The organism is Streptomyces sp. NPDC036984, assembly GCF_055607665.1.
This window is the reverse complement of record NZ_JBVJRL010000027.1, coordinates 85,691-101,865: the sequence shown is the minus strand read 5'-3', so window position 1 is coordinate 101,865 and position 16,175 is coordinate 85,691. Positions and strand designations below refer to the sequence as shown.

The 16,175-nt window shown below is 70.2% G+C and carries 15 protein-coding genes and 1 riboswitch; of the genes, 12 read left to right on the top strand and 3 right to left on the bottom strand.

What is annotated here, in order from left to right; genetic code table 11:
• Nucleotides 1-170 precede the first annotated feature (170 nt).
• Both ACZ7DL_RS33825 and ACZ7DL_RS33820 read left to right on the top strand, forming a co-directional pair.
• On the top strand, nucleotides 171-569 hold the full coding sequence (locus ACZ7DL_RS33825) for a cytochrome c oxidase subunit 4 (RefSeq protein WP_470780111.1): 399 nt from the start codon (nucleotides 171-173) through the stop codon (nucleotides 567-569).
• A 158-nt stretch (nucleotides 570-727) separates the two neighbouring features.
• The gene (locus tag ACZ7DL_RS33820) at nucleotides 728-1,990 is read left to right on the top strand and encodes a L,D-transpeptidase (protein WP_470780110.1); all 1,263 of its coding nucleotides are present in this window, start codon (nucleotides 728-730) and stop codon (nucleotides 1,988-1,990) included.
• A gap of 107 nt (nucleotides 1,991-2,097) precedes the next feature.
• Here the strand turns inward: ACZ7DL_RS33820 and ACZ7DL_RS33815 are convergent, their stop codons facing one another.
• The gene (locus ACZ7DL_RS33815; RefSeq protein ID WP_470780109.1) at nucleotides 2,098-2,499 is read right to left on the bottom strand and encodes a response regulator; all 402 of its coding nucleotides are present in this window, start codon (nucleotides 2,497-2,499) and stop codon (nucleotides 2,098-2,100) included.
• 154 nt (nucleotides 2,500-2,653) lie between these two features.
• Between ACZ7DL_RS33815 and ctaE the strand changes: the two genes are divergently transcribed.
• The 7 genes from ctaE to ACZ7DL_RS33780 all read left to right on the top strand — a co-directional run bounded on the left by ctaE (nucleotide 2,654) and on the right by ACZ7DL_RS33780 (nucleotide 12,048).
• The gene (gene ctaE / locus ACZ7DL_RS33810) at nucleotides 2,654-3,274 is read left to right on the top strand and encodes an aa3-type cytochrome oxidase subunit III (RefSeq protein WP_014672235.1); all 621 of its coding nucleotides are present in this window, start codon (nucleotides 2,654-2,656) and stop codon (nucleotides 3,272-3,274) included.
• A 62-nt stretch (nucleotides 3,275-3,336) separates the two neighbouring features.
• Nucleotides 3,337-4,149, top strand: coding sequence for a cytochrome bc1 complex diheme cytochrome c subunit (gene qcrC, locus ACZ7DL_RS33805; protein WP_470780108.1), 813 nt, complete (start codon nucleotides 3,337-3,339; stop codon nucleotides 4,147-4,149).
• Nucleotides 4,146-5,204, top strand: a complete 1,059-nt coding sequence (gene qcrA, locus ACZ7DL_RS33800; RefSeq protein WP_470780106.1) for a cytochrome bc1 complex Rieske iron-sulfur subunit — start codon at nucleotides 4,146-4,148, stop codon at nucleotides 5,202-5,204. Before qcrC ends, qcrA begins: the two co-directional genes overlap by 4 nt.
• A complete protein-coding gene (gene qcrB, locus ACZ7DL_RS33795; RefSeq protein WP_470780104.1) occupies nucleotides 5,201-6,838 on the top strand; it encodes a cytochrome bc1 complex cytochrome b subunit in 1,638 nt (545 codons plus the stop codon). Before qcrA ends, qcrB begins: the two co-directional genes overlap by 4 nt.
• A gap of 119 nt (nucleotides 6,839-6,957) precedes the next feature.
• A complete protein-coding gene (trpD, locus tag ACZ7DL_RS33790; RefSeq protein ID WP_470780102.1) occupies nucleotides 6,958-8,022 on the top strand; it encodes an anthranilate phosphoribosyltransferase in 1,065 nt (354 codons plus the stop codon).
• 74 nt (nucleotides 8,023-8,096) lie between these two features.
• A riboswitch (SAM riboswitch) is annotated at nucleotides 8,097-8,213 on the top strand.
• Between the two features lie 129 nt (nucleotides 8,214-8,342).
• On the top strand, nucleotides 8,343-9,704 hold the full coding sequence (locus tag ACZ7DL_RS33785) for an aminotransferase class V-fold PLP-dependent enzyme (protein ID WP_470780100.1): 1,362 nt from the start codon (nucleotides 8,343-8,345) through the stop codon (nucleotides 9,702-9,704).
• A gap of 85 nt (nucleotides 9,705-9,789) precedes the next feature.
• Entirely contained in the window at nucleotides 9,790-12,048 is a 2,259-nt protein-coding gene (locus tag ACZ7DL_RS33780; protein WP_470780099.1) for a protein kinase domain-containing protein, read from the top strand.
• Here the strand turns inward: ACZ7DL_RS33780 and ACZ7DL_RS33775 are convergent.
• Both ACZ7DL_RS33775 and ACZ7DL_RS33770 read right to left on the bottom strand, forming a co-directional pair.
• Nucleotides 12,045-12,326, bottom strand: coding sequence for an Lrp/AsnC family transcriptional regulator (locus tag ACZ7DL_RS33775; RefSeq protein ID WP_361696811.1), 282 nt, complete (start codon nucleotides 12,324-12,326; stop codon nucleotides 12,045-12,047). The two genes, ACZ7DL_RS33780 and ACZ7DL_RS33775, sit on opposite strands and share 4 nt — an antisense overlap.
• Entirely contained in the window at nucleotides 12,323-13,117 is a 795-nt protein-coding gene (locus ACZ7DL_RS33770) for a rhomboid family intramembrane serine protease (RefSeq protein ID WP_470780097.1), read from the bottom strand. The genes ACZ7DL_RS33775 and ACZ7DL_RS33770 overlap by 4 nt, the downstream gene beginning before the upstream one ends.
• Nucleotides 13,118-13,269: 152 nt before the next feature.
• Between ACZ7DL_RS33770 and ACZ7DL_RS33765 the strand changes: the two genes are divergently transcribed.
• From ACZ7DL_RS33765 to ACZ7DL_RS33755, 3 genes are all read left to right on the top strand, one after another.
• Nucleotides 13,270-13,509, top strand: a complete 240-nt coding sequence (locus ACZ7DL_RS33765) for a hypothetical protein (RefSeq protein WP_404069448.1) — start codon at nucleotides 13,270-13,272, stop codon at nucleotides 13,507-13,509.
• Nucleotides 13,510-13,553: 44 nt separating this feature from the next.
• A complete protein-coding gene (locus tag ACZ7DL_RS33760; protein WP_470780096.1) occupies nucleotides 13,554-14,897 on the top strand; it encodes an NYN domain-containing protein in 1,344 nt (447 codons plus the stop codon).
• A gap of 212 nt (nucleotides 14,898-15,109) precedes the next feature.
• The gene (locus tag ACZ7DL_RS33755; RefSeq protein ID WP_470780095.1) at nucleotides 15,110-16,141 is read left to right on the top strand and encodes a C40 family peptidase; all 1,032 of its coding nucleotides are present in this window, start codon (nucleotides 15,110-15,112) and stop codon (nucleotides 16,139-16,141) included.
• Nucleotides 16,142-16,175: the final 34 nt, after the last annotated feature.

Sequence of the window (16,175 nt, the reverse complement as noted above, 5' to 3'; positions counted from 1 at the left end):
CTGGAGTGGGCGACGTCCTGCCCGCCGCCGCGGCACAACTTCCTCACCCTGCCGCGGATCCGCAGCGAATCCCCGGCGTTCGACCTGCACCACCCTGAGATCGCCGCGCTCGAGCAGCTCGAGCACGCCGGTCACGGCACCGCCGTCGCGGGCAGCAAGGAGGCCGGCAAGTGAAGATCCAGGGTCGGATGTTCATCTGGCTGAGCGTCTTCATCCTGATCATGGCCATCGTGTATGGCGTGTGGTCGAAGGAGCCGGCCGGTACCACTGCGCTCTTCCTGGCCTTCGGCCTGTCCGTCATGATCGGCTTCTACCTGGGCTTCACCGCCCGGCGGGTCGACGCGGGCGCGCAGGACGACAAGGAGGCCGACGTCGCGGACGACGCGGGCGAGCTGGGCTTCTTCAGCCCGCACAGCTGGCAGCCGCTCGCCCTCGGCACCGGCGGCGCGATGGCCTTCCTCGGTGTCGCGGTCGGCTGGTGGCTGCTCTACTTCGCCGCCCCGATCATCCTGGTCGGCCTGTTCGGCTGGGTGTTCGAGTACTACCACGGTGAGAACCGCACTCAGTAAGGCGCGCTGAACGCACCGGGAGCCCGGGCCCTCCATCAGGGGGGCCCGGGCTCCCGCCTTTTCCGGGGCTTCGGCGGGTCCGTCCGTTGCCGCAGTGTCGTTCCCTCGTAAGGATTACCTGCCGTGCCGGTACGGTCACCGTCTCATAGCGTGATCGTATGAACCACACTCCGCGGACCCGCACCGTCGTCAGCTGCACCCTGCTGGTGACCGCCCTCGGCGCGGGCGTCACCGCTTGCGGTTCGGACGGCAACCCCCTGTCGGCCAGGCCGTACGACGCAGCGGGCCTGATCTCCTTCAACGGCCCCACCGATGCGCAGAAGCGGGCCGACCCGGACAAGCCCCTGGAGGTCACCGCCAAGAGCGGTGAGGGCCGCATCACGGACGTCATCGCCCAGGACTCCACAGGGCGCTATGTGGCGGGCGAACTGGCCGCCGACGGCAGCCGCTGGCACAGCACCTCCCCGCTGGCCGCCAACGCCCACTACACGGTCACGGTGAGCACCGAGGACGAGGACGGCGCACCCGGCCGGAAGGTCCTGGCGTTCGACACCAGGGGGCCCTCCAGCAAGAAGCGGCTGAGCGTCACCTTCGGGCCGAAGTCGGGCACCTACGGCGTCGGACAGCCCATCACGGCCCAACTCGACCACGAGATCAAGGACAAGGCGCAGCGCGCCATCGTGGAACGCGCCCTGCGGGTGGAGTCCACGCCGGCCGTGCCGGGCGCCTGGCACTGGGTGGACAACAAGGAACTCCACTACCGGCCCAAGGAGTACTGGCCCGTGAACGCCACCGTCCAGGTGCACAGCAACCTGGACGGCGTCAAGATCGGCGACCGGCTGTGGGGCGGCAAGTCCAAGCCGCTGAAGCTCACCACGGGCGACAAGGTCGAGGCCGTCACGGACGCCTCGTCGCACCAGATGACGGTCTACAAGAACGGCCAGGAGATCAACGAGATCCCGGTCACCACCGGCAAGCCCGGCTACGAGACCCGCAACGGCGTCAAGGTCGTACTGGCCAAGCAGTACTTCGTACGGATGCGCGGCACCACCGTGGGCATCGCCGAGGGCAGCGCCGACTCCTACGACCTGCCGGTCTACTACGCCACCCGGGTCACCTGGTCCGGCGAGTACGTACACGCCGCCCCCTGGTCCGTGGGCTCGCAGGGGTACGCCAACGTCAGCCACGGCTGCACCGGTATGAGCACGTCCAACGCGGAGTGGTTCTTCGACACCGTCAAGGAGGGCGACATCGTGAAGGTCGTCAACTCCAACGGCAACGACATGGAGCCCTTCGGCAACGGCTTCGGCGACTGGAACGTCGACTGGCAGAAGTGGCGCGAAGGCAGCGCCCTCTTCAACGGCAAACCGGAGGGCCCGGCACCGGGAGACGCCCTGAGGATCCAGCCAGCGGCACTATGAGCGCCCCGAAGGGGCGCGGGGCTGTGTCCGATATGCGGCTGCCGCCGCGTGGACGCGAGAAGGACCCACCGGCCCGCACTCGCCCACGCACCCCGCGCCCCACCCCGTCAGGCGCCCACCAACCGCCTCTGACGAAGCAGAGAAGCCAGCGCGGAGGCAAACTCCACGGGATCCACCGGCAGGGTCACCGCGGCGTCGGCACGGCTCCACGTGGCCAGCCACGCATCCTGCGGCCGCCCCATCAGCAGCAGCACCGGCGGGCAGTTGAACACCTCGTCCTTGATCTGCCGGCACAGCCCCATGCCGCCCATCGGCACGGCCTCGCCGTCCAGCACACAGACGTCGACACCGCCCTTGCCCAGCTCCCGCAGCACCGCATCGGGAGTCGCGCACTCCAGGAACTCCACGAAGGGGACGTCCGGAGCCGGCCGGCGCCCGGCGGCCAGCCGTACTTGCTCGCGGGTGTTGGAGTCGTCGCTGTAGACCAGCACCGTGGCGGTCGGCTGCATTGTTCCTCCGAGACGTCAGCGTCGTACGGACAGGCCCCACAGGGCCGTTTGGGCGGATGCTACTCCCATGAACACCACGTCAACACCGGTCCGGCGGGTGGCAACACTCCGAACGGCACCCCCCGGAGTGAGCGCGAGATAAGCGACCGACATAATGTCGGTCGTGGCGACAGCAACGACAGTAGAAACCGGGCACGCGCACCCGTCGGTCAATCGACCGAACCTCACCAGCGTCGGAACCATCATCTGGCTGAGTTCCGAGCTGATGTTCTTCGCGGCCCTCTTCGCGATGTACTTCACCCTCCGGTCGGTGACCGGACCGGCTCACTGGAAGGAGATGGCGGAGGCACTCAACGTGCCCTTCTCCGCCACGAACACCACGATCCTGGTGCTCTCCTCCCTCACCTGCCAGCTCGGCGTGTTCGCCGCCGAGCGCGGCGATGTGAAGAAGCTCCGTGGCTGGTTCATCCTCACCTTCATCATGGGTGCGATCTTCATCGGCGGTCAGATCTACGAGTACACGGAGCTGGTGAAGAAGGACGGCATCTCGCTGTCCTCCGACCCGTACGGCTCGGTGTTCTACCTGACCACCGGCTTCCACGGCCTGCACGTGACGGGCGGCCTCATCGCCTTCCTGCTGGTCCTCGGCCGTACGTACATGGCCAAGAGGTTCACTCACGAGCAGGCGACCGCCGCCATCGTCGTGTCCTACTACTGGCACTTCGTCGATGTCGTCTGGATCGGCCTCTTCGCCACGATCTACCTGATCAAGTAGCCGGGACCGCTCCCGCACATCCAGAAGCACCGACGCAGAAGATCCTGACACCGGGGTAATCCGTGAAAAAGCTCTCCGCACGACGACGCCATCCGCTGGCGGCGGTCGTCGTCCTACTCCTCGCGCTGGCGGCCACTGGGGGGCTGTACGCCGCGTTCGCACCCGCGGGCAAGGCGCAGGCCGATGAAACCTCCCAGTCCCTGACCATCAAGGAGGGCAAGAAGCTCTACGAGGTCGGCTGCGCCAGCTGCCACGGCACCGGTGGCCAGGGCTCCTCCGACGGCCCGAGCCTCGTCGGCGTGGGCGCCGCGGCCGTCGACTTCCAGGTCAGCACCGGCCGTATGCCCGCCGCCACCTCGCAGGGCGCCCAGGTCCCGCGCAAGAAGAACATCTACACGCAGGCCCAGATCGACCAGCTCGCCGCGTACATCGCCTCCCTGGGCGCCGGCCCGAGCGTGCCGACCAAGGAGCAGTACGGCCCGGACGGCGCGGACATCGCCAAGGGTGGCGAGCTGTTCCGCACCAACTGCGCGCAGTGCCACAACTTCACCGGCAAGGGTGGCGCCCTGACCAAGGGCAAGTACGCGCCGAGCCTGGAGGGTGTCGCTCCGAAGCACATCTACGAGGCCATGCAGACGGGCCCGCAGAACATGCCGTCCTTCCCCGACACCACGATGTCGGAGAAGAACAAGAAGGACATCATCGCGTACCTGAACGCGGTCAACGGCGATGAGACGGTGAACCCGGGTGGCCTGGAGCTGGGCGGCCTCGGGCCGGTCAGTGAGGGTCTGTTCGCCTGGATCTTCGGCCTCGGCGCGCTGATCGCGGTCGCCGTCTGGGTCGCCGCTCGGACCGCAAAGGCCAAGAAGTCATGAGTAGCCAAGACATTCCAGAAGAGAACCTGCCCGCTGAGCAGGACCACGCACACGGCGCGGTAGGGGTCGCGGACGAGGAGAACCCGTTCGCCAACCCGGGGCTGCCCCCGCACGAGCACCGGATCCAGGACATCGACGAGCGGGCCGCCAAGCGGTCCGAGCGCGCGGTCGCCCTGCTGTTCACGGTGTCGATGCTGGCCACCATCGGCTTCATCGTCTCGTACCTGGTCATCCCGAACGACAAGTCGATCTTCGTCTTCCCGATCGGGCACATCAGCGCGATGAACTTCGCGCTCGGTATGACCCTCGGCGTGGCCCTGTTCTGCATCGGCGCGGGAGCGGTCCACTGGGCCCGTACCCTGATGTCCGACGTGGAGGTCGCCGACGACAGGCACCCGATCCAGGCCTCTCCCGAGGTGCGCGCGAAGGTCCACGCGGACTTCCGCCTGGGTGCCAAGGAGTCGGTGATCGGCCGCCGCAAGCTGATCCGCAACACGATGTTCGGCGCGCTGGCCCTGGTGCCGCTCTCCGGCGTCATGCTGCTCGGCGGTCTCGGCCCGGCCCCGGGGACCAAGCTCCGCCACACCATGTGGGCCAAGGGCAAGCGCCTGGTCAACATGAACACGAACCAGCCGCTGCGTCCCGAGGACGTCGCCGTCGGCTCCCTCACCTTCGCCAAGCCGTACGGCCTGGAGGAGCACCAGGAGGAATTCCAGGACGAGATCGCCAAGGCGGCCCTGATGATCGTCCGGCTCCAGCCGGGCAACATCAAGGACAAGCGCGAGCTCGACTGGTCGCACGAGGGCATCGTCGCGTTCTCGAAGATCTGCACCCACGTCGGCTGCCCGATCTCCCTGTACGAGCAGCAGACGCACCACGTGCTGTGCCCGTGCCACCAGTCCACCTTCGACCTCTCCGACGGTGCCCGAGTGATCTTCGGCCCCGCCGGCCACGCCCTGCCGCAGCTGCGCATCGGTGTGGACAGTGAGGGTTACCTCCAGGCGCTCGGCGACTTCGAGGAGCCCGTCGGTCCTGCATTCTGGGAGCGCGGATGAGCACTACACCGAACGAAGCACCCCGCTCTCGCGGGAAGGCCCCGGCCGGCGAGCGCGTCGCCGACTGGGCCGACGGCCGGCTCGGGATCTACTCCCTGGCCAAGGCCAACATGCGCAAGATCTTCCCCGACCACTGGTCGTTCATGTTGGGTGAGGTCTGCCTCTACAGCTTCATCATCATCATCCTGACGGGTGTCTATCTGACGCTGTTCTTCCACCCGTCGATGAACGAGGTGGAGTACCACGGCTCTTACGTCCCGCTCCAGGGACAGCTGATGTCCGAGGCGTTCAACTCGACCCTGCACATCTCCTTCGACGTGCGCGGTGGTCTGCTCATCCGGCAGATCCACCACTGGGCCGCGCTGATCTTCCTCGCCGGCATGTTCGTGCACATGATGCGTGTGTTCTTCACCGGCGCGTTCCGCAAGCCGCGTGAGATCAACTGGCTGTTCGGCTTCCTGCTGTTCGTCCTCGGCATGTTCACCGGCTTCACCGGTTACTCGCTCCCGGACGACCTGCTCTCCGGCACCGGTGTCCGCTTCACCGAGGGCGCGATCCTGTCCGTGCCGATCGTCGGCACGTACATCTCGATGTTCCTCTTCGGCGGCGAGTTCCCCGGCCACGACTTCGTGGCCCGGTTCTACTCGATCCACATCCTGCTGCTGCCGGGCATCATGCTCGGCCTGGTGGTGGGCCACCTGATCCTGGTCTTCTACCACAAGCACACGCAGTTCGCGGGTCCCGGAAAGACCGAGAAGAACGTCGTCGGCATGCCGCTGCTGCCGGTCTACATGGCCAAGGCCGGAGGCTTCTTCTTCCTGGTCTTCGGTGTCATCGCGGCCATCGCGGCGGTCGCCCAGATCAACCCGATCTGGGCCATGGGCCCCTACCGTCCGGACCAGGTGTCCACCGGCGCCCAGCCCGACTGGTACATGGGCTTCGCCGAGGGTCTGGTCCGCTACATGCCGGGCTGGGAGATCAACTTCTGGGGTCACACGCTCGTCCTGGGCGTGTTCATCCCGCTGGTGCTCTTCGGTCTGGTCCTGATGGCGATCGCGGTCTACCCGTTCATCGAGTCCTGGGTCACCGGCGACAAGAGCGAGCACCACATCCTGGACCGCCCGCGCAACGCCCCGACCCGCACCGCGTTCGGTGTGGCCTGGGTGACGGTCTACATGATCGGCCTGGTCGGCGGTGGCAACGACCTCTTCGCCACCCACTTCCACCTGTCGATCAACGCCGTGACCTGGTTCGTCCGGATCTCCTTCTTCGCCGGACCGGTGATCGCGTTCATCGTCACCAAGCGGATCTGCCTGGGTCTCCAGCGCCGCGACCGCGACAAGGTGCTGCACGGCCGCGAGACCGGCATCATCAAGCGGCTGCCGCACGGTGAGTTCATCGAGGTGCACGAGCCGCTCAGCCAGGAGCAGCTGCACACCCTCACGGCTCACCACCAGTACGAGCCGGCCGAGATCGGCCCGGTGGTCGACGAGAACGGTGTCGAGCGCAAGGTGACGGCCTCGGAGAAGCTGCGCGCCAAGCTCTCCAACGCCTACTACGGCGAGGACAACCAGATCCCGAAGCCGACCGTCGAGGAGTACAAGGAGATCACGAGCGGCCACGGCCACCACTGATCCCCGCGTCGCCACGCCACGCCGAAGGGCCCCGTCCGCAAGCCGGACGGGGCCCTTCGCCGTGTCCCGGGCTGGATAGGGTGGGAGCACCCTGTTCTCACGACACCCAGGAGCGGCTGATGAGCGCTGTGACCCCCGCTGGAGGCGACACCGCGGCGGGCCGCTCCTGGCCCGCCCTGCTGAACGGTCTGCTGGACGGCCGGAACCTGTCCGCCGACGACACCGCCTGGGCCATGGACCTGATCATGCGCGGGGAGGCGACCGACGCGCAGATCGCCGGGTTCATGGTGGCGCTGCGGGCCAAGGGCGAGACGGTCGAGGAGATCTCCGGACTCGTCCGCACGATGTACGCGCACGCGAACGTGATCGAGGTGCCCGGCCCGGCCGTCGACATCGTCGGCACCGGCGGCGACGGCGCCAAGACGGTGAACATCTCCACCATGTCCTCGATCGTCGTCGCGGGCACCGGCGCCAAGGTCGTCAAGCACGGCAACCGCGCCGCCTCCTCCGCCTCCGGCTCCTCCGACGTCCTGGAGAAGCTCGGGATCAACCTGAACCTGACCCCGCAGCGGGTCGCGGAGGTCGCCGAGGAAGCCGGCATCACCATCTGCTTCGCGGTGCGCTTCCACCCCTCCCTGCGCCATGTCGCCCCGGCGCGCTCCCAGTTGGGCATCCGGACCACCTTCAACGTGCTCGGCCCGCTGACCAACCCGGCGCGGGTGCGCGCCCAGGCGGTCGGGGTCGCCGACCCGCGCATGGCCCCGATCGTGGCCGGTGTGCTCGCCGAGCGCGGCAACTCCGCGCTGGTCTTCCGCGGTGACGACGGCCTGGACGAGCTGACCGTCACCGCCACCTCCCGGGTGTGGGTGGTCCGGGACGGCAAGGTCACCGAGGAGACCTTCGACCCGCGGGACGTCGGCATCGACCTCGTCCCCGTGGACGCCCTGCGCGGCGCCGACGCGGCCTACAACGCGCAGGTCGCCCGCCGCCTGCTGGACGGCGAGCAGGGGGCCGTACGGGAGGCGGTGCTGCTGAACTCGGCGGCGGCGCTGGTGGCACTCCAGCCGACGGACGCGCCGCTCGCCGAGCAGCTCCGGGCCAGCATGGCGAAGGCCGCGGAGTCGATCGACTCGGGCGCGGCGAGGCGCACGCTGGACCGCTGGGTGGCCGTCAGCAACGCCTGACGTCACCGGGAGTCGTCCCGCGATCCGGACACGGGTTGCGGGACGTCGACCTTTTCACGTACGTTCCTGTACCAGGTCATGAGTGACAGTCATGAGGCCCCGGCCGACTGTCCGGCAACCCTCCGTCCGTGGCGGGGTGCCCCGGGTGAAGACCAGGCCGTCGACAGCAAGGTCCACGGCAAGCGCGGATCCCTCGCAAACCCAGGGGTCCTGGTCGTCGAGGAGTCTTCCGTGAGCAAGCGAATGCGTTAGGGCCGCAGAGCCCCGCCTCCGCACACCCTTCTTCTCTCCTTCTCGTATTCCTGTCACGGGAGTTCGCCATGTCTGTCTCCAGCGTTGCCGCCGACCAGTCCGTTTGTGCCTCTCTGTCCGTTCTGGGACGGGATGTCACCGTCCCGCTGGTCACCGGCGGCGAAGTCACCTACGCCGCCCTCGACTACGCGGCCAGCGCCCCCGCCCTCCAGCGCGTCTGGGACGACGTCGCCGCCTACGCCCCGTACTACGGCAGCGTCCACCGCGGTGCCGGTTACCTCTCCCAGCTCTCCACCGACCTGTTCGAGAACGCCCGCAGGACGGTCGCCGAGTTCCTCGGCTGCCGCCCGGACGACCAGGTCGTCTTCACCCGCTCGACCACCGACTCGCTGAACCTGCTGGCCCGCGCGCTCCCGGCCGACTGCCAGGTCTTCGTCTTCGAGACCGAGCACCACGCCTCCCTGCTGCCCTGGCAGGACGCGCAGGTCGCCTACCTCAACGCCCCGCGCACCCCGCGGCAGGCCGTCGAGACCCTGGAGCGGGCCCTCGCCGACCGGGACCCCCACGGCCCCGCCCTGGTCTGCGTCACCGGCGCCTCCAACGTCACCGGCGAGCTGTGGCCGGTGCGCGAACTGGCCGCCGCCGCGCACGCCCACGGTGCCCGGATCGTGCTGGACGCCGCCCAGCTGGCCCCGCACCACCCCGTCGACATCCGCGACCTGGACGTCGACTGGGTCGCCTTCTCCGGGCACAAGCTGTACGCCCCCTTCGGCTCCGGGGTGCTCGCGGGCCGCGCCGACTGGTTGCGCGCGGCCGAGCCGTACCTCGCGGGCGGCGGTGCCAGCCGCAGGGTCACCCGGCGGCAGGACGGCGGGGTGGACGTGGAGTGGCACGAGAGCGCCGCCCGGCACGAGGCCGGCTCCCCGAACGTCATCGGCGCCTACGCCATCGCCTCCGCGTGCAGGGCCCTCACCGAGGCCGGCTGGGACACCCTCGTCGCCCGCGAACAGCACCTCGTCCGCACGGTCCGCGAGGGCCTGGCCGAGGTCCCCGAGGTGAAGATCCTCTCCCTCTTCGGCGACGACGCCCCGCGCGTCGGCGTCATCTCCTTCGTGGTCGAGGGTTGGAACAGCTCCCACTTCGCCGCCGCCCTCTCCGCCGAGTACGGCATCGGCGTCCGCGACGGACTCTTCTGCGCCCACCCCCTGGTGCGCACCCTGCTCGGCAGCGACCCGCAGACCCAGGGCGAGTGCGGTGCCCCCGAGGCGGCACCGGGGGAGAAGTCCCTCAACGCCATCCGCGTGAGCTTCGGCGCGGGCACCCCCGACGAACACGTCGAGCGCTTCGTCGACGCCGTCGGGGAGCTGGTGCGGGACGGAGCCAAGTGGCAGTACCGCACGGAGGAGGGCCGCTGCGTGCCGGCAGTGTGAGCGGCGCCGCCACACCTGCGCACCCGGCGCCGACGAGGCACGGATAACCTCCCCTTGACGACACGTCGGACAGGGGGAGCACGGAGTGCAGCCGTTGCGCGCAACCGACCCGCGCCACATCGGCCCGTACGCGGTCACGCACAGACTCGGCGCAGGCGGCATGGGCGAGGTCTACCTCGCCGAGTCCCGCACCGGCCTGCGTCTCGCGGTGAAGGTCGTACGGTCCGAGCATGCCGAGGACCGCACCTTCCGTGCGCGCTTCCGCCACGAGGTCCGCGCCGCGCAGACCGTCGGCGGCGCGGGCACGTACACCGCGCGGGTCGTGGACGCCGACACCGAAGCCGAACGGCCCTGGATGGCCACGGAGTTCGTGTCCGGGCCGAATCTTCGGGACGCGGTCCTGGACCACGGCGCGCTGCCCGAGTCCGCGGTCCGGATCCTCGCCGCCGCGCTCGGCGAGGCGCTGGCCGCCATCCATGCCAGGGGCCTGGTCCACCGCGATCTGAAGCCGTCGAACATCCTGCTGGGCCCGGACGGGCCCCGGGTCATCGACTTCGGGATCGTCCGGGCCTTGGAGGCCACCTCGCTGACCCGCACCGGTGCGGTCGTCGGCTCGGTCGGCTACGTCTCGCCGGAGCAGATCCGCAACGGCGGCCAGGTCGGCCCGCCGAGCGACGTCTTCTCCCTCGGCGCGGTCCTCGCCTACGCGGCGGCCGGCCGCGAACCCTTCGGCGAGGGCCAGGACTCGGTGGTGCTGCTGCGCATCCTGACCCGCGACTTCGACCTGTCCGGCGTACCGGAAGCGCTGTGCCCGCTGGTGACGGCCTGTCTGCGCGAGGACCCGCTGGAGCGCCCGGAGCCGGCGGAGGTGGGGGCGATCGCCGGGTTCACCCCCAAGGCCCTGCGCACCGCGGTCCGCCCCGGCTGGTACGGCCCCGCGGCGCAGCCGGGCCGCACCGCCGACGACCGCCCCAGCGGCGTGGAGTACCTGGCTCCCACCCCCGACCCCTCAGCCGCTCCCACGCCGCCGGCGCCCCGCACCCCGCCAGGCGACTCACCCCCCACCACCCCCGCGGACCCCGTCACCCCGGCACCCGGGCCCGCCCCCGTGCCTCCGGCGCCGCACACCTCCGCAGGCGGCCCACCCCTCACAACCCCCGCCCCCGCCGACGCCACCACCCCCTCCAACCGCCTCGGCCCCGTTGCCCCCGGCCGCCGCCGGCTCCTCAAGGCCCTTGCCGGAGGAGCCGTGGCCGTGGCCGGGGTCGGGGCCGGTGCCTGGCTGGTGGAGCAGGGGTACAGCACGGAGAGCAGCGGCAGCAGCTCCGATTCGCCCGTGCGGTCGGGATCCGGCAGGGCCGGGCCCGCGGTGCTGCGCTGGCAGTACGACCTCGGCGGCATCGGCGGCCTGGACGGGGCCTGCTGCGCGCTCTCCCCGGACGGCTCCGTCGTCTACGCCGGCACCTCCGGCGGCGTGCTGCACGCCATCTCCCGGAACGGCTCCAAACGCTGGAAGGTCCGGCTCGGCGACGACGTCTCCACCCCCGTGGCCACCCGGGACGCCGTGTACTGCGTGGTGGGCTTCGAGACCGACGACGTGCGCCGGCTGACCGCGGTGAGTCTGTCCGGCAGCCCGCTGTGGACCCGCGCCCTCGGCGACCGGGCGTACGCCGTCCCGGTCCTGCTCGGCGCGGACGTGCTGGTCTCCGTGGGCGGCACGGACGCGGGCGGACTGCGCCGCTACGCCTCCGACGGCAGCGAGAAGTGGACCGCCAAGACCCCGGCCGGCCCCACCGGCACGCCCCTCGTCACGGCCGAGGTGATCTGCACGGGCAGTTACGGCGATGTCCTGCTGGCGCTGGACGCGCGGGACGGGACGCGGAAGTGGCAGGTGCCCGGGGGCACCGACGTCACGGCCCTCGCCCTCGCGGGCACCACCCTGGTCACGGACTCCGCCGCCGCCCGCCAGGGCTTCCGGGTCACGGACGGCCGGCGCCTGTGGCGCAGGGAGGACGGCTCCGGGGCGCTGACCGCGGGGAACCGTGCGCTGGCCGTCGGGACGGAACAGGGCACCGTGTACGGGGTGCGGGCGGCCGACGGCTCCCGGGCCTGGACCTACGACCTCAAGGGGGCCACGGCCGAGCCGCGGGCGGTGGTGGCGGGCGACACCGTGTACGTGCGTGCGGGCGAGGGGGCCTGGGCGCTGGACCTGAACGGGAAGCGGCGCTGGAGCGCGGCCCTCGGCCACGGCGCGGGCGACGACCAGCACACCCCCGTCGTGCGCGGCGGCCGGCTCTACGTCCCCTCGGGGACCGGCATCGCCGCGGTGGACGTGAGCACCTAGTTGTCGAGGCCGATCGCGAAGGCGGCCTCCAGGTCGTGCTGGGAGTAGGTGCGGAACGCGACGTGCGTGTCCGTGCCCTCCACGCCGGGGATCTTGCTGATCCGGCCCGGGATGACCTCGGCGAGGTCCTCGTGCTGCCGGACCCGGACCATGGCGATCAGGTCGTAGGTGCCGGTGACCGAGAAGACCTCGCTGACGCTGTCGAGCGCGGCGATCTGCTCCGCGATCTCGGGGATCCGGTCCACGCTGGTCTTGATCAGAACGATCGCGGTGATCACGGCTGTTTCTCTCCCTCGGTGACCGGAGCTGGGGCGGCATTCACTCTAGTCGCCCGCCCGTCGCCCACCACCGCCCCTGCGAGGCCGCCCTTCGGGCCCTTCCTCTTGCGGTAGCGCACCCACGCGTAGCCGAACCCGAGACCGAACCCCACCACGTGCGCGAGGTACGCCACCCCGGGCCCGTCGGAGGCGTGCCCGGCCGCCAGCCACTGGAGGGCCGCCCAGAACGGCAGCACGACCCACGCGGGAAATCGCAGCGGCAGGAAGAACAGGAAGGGGAGGAGACTGGTCACACGCGCGCGAGGGAAGAGGAAGAGGAACGCTCCGAGGACCGCCGAGATCGCCCCGGAGGCGCCGACCAGCGACTGCTCGGAGGTGGCGTTGGCAGCCGCGTAGCCGAGCAGGGCGAGACAGCCGCAGCCGACGTAGAACAGGGTGAACTCCACCCGGCCCATCCGTTCCTCGGTCATCGCCCCGAAGACGAAGAGGAAGAGCATGTTGCCGAGCAGATGCACCCAGCTGCCGTGCACGAACAGCGCGGTGGCCGGGGTGAGCGCCGCTCCGGCCGGTCCGTCGAACAGCTCGGCCGGGACCACGCCCCACTGCCGGAAGTACGCCCGCTGCGCGGCCGCCAGGGCCTCCCCGGAGCCGTACCCGGGGACCAGCCCGGAGGCCGGGCCGAGGACGAAGATCAGACTGCACAGGGCGATGAGGCCGTACGTCATGGGCGCCGAGGTCCCCCGGACCGCTCTGAGAGTCCTGCCGGCCGCCGTGCTCCAGCTACTGATCATGACTGAGAGCATGACGTAACGGGACGCAGGCTGACAGACCGCCTCGCCGCCGTGGACGGACGGGCGGCGAGTACCCGCCAGGCCGTAGGGTTACGAGCCACACGCGTCGGGGAGCGGCGCGGACCGACACGAGAAGGAAGCGGACAGTCACGATGACGGTTCCCCTGCCGACGGCCACCACGCGATGGCGCTGCACCCTCTGTGGCAACCTCACCCGGTTCGACGTGACCCGCTCGTCGAAGGTCGTCGAGTACGTCCACCTCGACCTGGCCGGCGAGTCGACGGTGGAGGAGCGCGAGGTGGTCAGTGAGACCATCGAGTCGGTGCGCTGCCGCTGGTGCAACGCGGTGGACCAGGTGGAACTCGTGGACAGGCCGGGCGCCGGCTCCTGAGCGGAGCGGCCCCCGAGGGACATGTGTGTATTGGGGTGTGACGGATGGTGGAGACCGCAGGCGGGGGGCCGGGCGACGGCACCGCTGAGGTGCTTGACCGTCCGCTGCCCGACGGCGTGCGCCGACGGGTCGTACAGATCGTCTCGGACGGCTTCGGCGGGCTGACCGTGGCGGAACTGCCCGCTCAGCTGAGGCAGTACGCCCGCTTCGCACCCAATCGCCGGGCGAAGTTCGCCGGGAACGCGATGGCGGCGGCGCTGGAGACCGATGCGCTGTTCCGGCAGCGGATCGGGGAGAAGTTCAGAGAGGCGCAGCCGGAACTCGCCGGCGCCCTCGACTCCGGCTCCCCGCCCCCGGCCGCGGACCCGCTCGACGTGGCGGCCGCGGCCTACGTACTGCGCCCGGCGGGCTGGGTGAAGCTGGTCACCGCGGCCGGCGAGGAGGCCCAGCGCGCGGACGCCGAGCGGGCCGGCGAGGAGAGCCGGGCCGAGCTGGAGCGGCTGCGCGCGGAGCTGGCGCAGGCCCGCGACCACACCCGCGTCGAGACCGAACGGCTGCGCGCGGAGCTGGAGTCGGCCAAGAAGGAAGCGGAATCGCTGCACCGTAAACTGCGTGCCGCCCTCAGCGACGTCAAGCGGGGCGAGGCCGCGCTGCGCAAGGTGCAGGGTGAGATCGACGCCGTACGCGCCGAGGCGCAGGCGCAGGTGTCGGTCGCGGAGAGTGAGTCCCGGCGGCTCAAGGCCCGCCTGGGCGAGGCCGAGGCCGCGCTGGAGGCCACCCGCCGGGCGGCCCGGGAGGGCCGCAGCGTGGAGGACATGCGGGTGCGGCTGCTGCTCGACACCCTGCTGGACGCGACCCAGGGGCTGCGGCGCGAACTTGCCCTGCCTCCGGTGTCGGTGCGCCCGGCCGAGACCGTGGACGCGGTCGAACCGGGACGAATGACCCCGAAGGACATCGCGGCCCGGGCCCTGTCCGAGAACGACCCGGCCATTCTCGACCAGCTTCTGGCGCTGCCGCAGGCGCATCTGGTCGTCGACGGCTACAACGTGACCAAGACCGGCTATCCGCAGATGCCGCTGGAGAAGCAGCGGCTCAGGCTGCTGGGCCAGCTCTCCGCGCTCGCCGCGCAGACCGGGGCCGAGGTGACGTGTGTCTTCGACGGCGCCGAACTGGCCGCGCCGGTGCTGCTCGCGCCGCCGCGCGGGGTGCGGGTGCTGTTCTCCAAGCCGGGCGTCACGGCCGACGAGCTGATCCGCCAGCTGGTGCGGGCGGAGCCGCCGGGGCGCCCGGTCATCGTCGCCTCCACCGACCGGGAGGTGGCCGACGGGGTCGCCAGGGCCGGTGCCCGACCGGTGGCCTCTGCGGTACTTCTCAAGCGACTGTCCTGAAGGTTCAACGGACATAGTGAATGCCCGAATTGGGCCTATCGTCACGCAACGTAGTGTCAACCGCATCTCACTGCATGTGAGTTGTGTGCAAAGAATGCCTTGCGTGACGGGGTTTTTTGCTGTGAGGATTTGAACTGATCACAGCTGGGTCACTAGGGTCTGGGCTCGAACCTCCGAACGGGTGATCACTCACAAGAAGGAGTTCGTCCTCCGTGGCGTCCCACCGTCGACCCAAGCAGCCGAGTCGCACTCGTGTGACCGTGCTGACCACCGCAGCCGCCGCTGCCGTCGCGCTGAGCGCGAACGCCGCCAACGCCGCCCCCAGCGAGAAGCTGAGCAAGGACGAGGTGAAGGCCAAGGTCGACAAGCTCTACGAGCAGGCCGAGCAGGCGACCGAGAAGTACAACGGCGCCAAGGAGAAGCAGCAGAAGCTGCAGAAGGAAATCTCCACGATCCAGGACAACGTCGCCCGCGGCCAGGAGGAGCTCAACAAGCTCCGCGACGGCCTGGGTTCGCTGGCCACCGCCCAGTACCGCTCCGGCGGCATCGACGCCTCGGTCCAGCTCTTCCTGTCCTCGAACCCGGACGACTACCTCGACAAGGCGTCCACGCTCGACCAGTTGAGCAGCCAGCAGGTCGACGCGCTGAAGAAGATTCAGGACAAACAGCGCGAACTCGCCCAGGAGCGGGCCGAGGCGACGGAGAAGCTCAAGGACCTCTCCGCCACCCGCACCGAACTGGGCAACAAGAAGAAGGAAGTCCAGGGCAAGCTCGCCGCGGCGCAGAAGCTCCTCAACACCCTGACGGCCAAGGAGAAGGCGCAGCTCGCCGAGGAGCAGCAGCGCGCCAACCGCTCCTCCACCGACCGCGTGGACCTGGGCGACGCCCCGCCGGCCTCCGGCCGTGCCCAGGCGGCCTTCTCCGCCGCCCAGAGCAAGATCGGCTCGCCCTACGTCTACGGCGCCTCCGGCCCGTCCTCCTTCGACTGCTCGGGCCTGACCTCCTGGGCCTACGCCCAGGCCGGCGTCTCCATCCCGCGCACCTCCGAGGCGCAGGCGGGCATCGGCACCCGGATCGGCATGAGCGACCTGAAGGTCGGCGACCTGGTCTTCTTCTACGGCGACCTGCACCACGTCGGCCTGTACGCCGGCAACGGCCAGGTGCTGCACGCCCCGCACACCGGTGCCGTGGTCCGCTACGAGTCCATCAACAACATGCCGTTCCAGTTCGGCGTCCGGGTCTGACGCCCTCGTCCCACCCGGGCACGGTGGCGCCCGA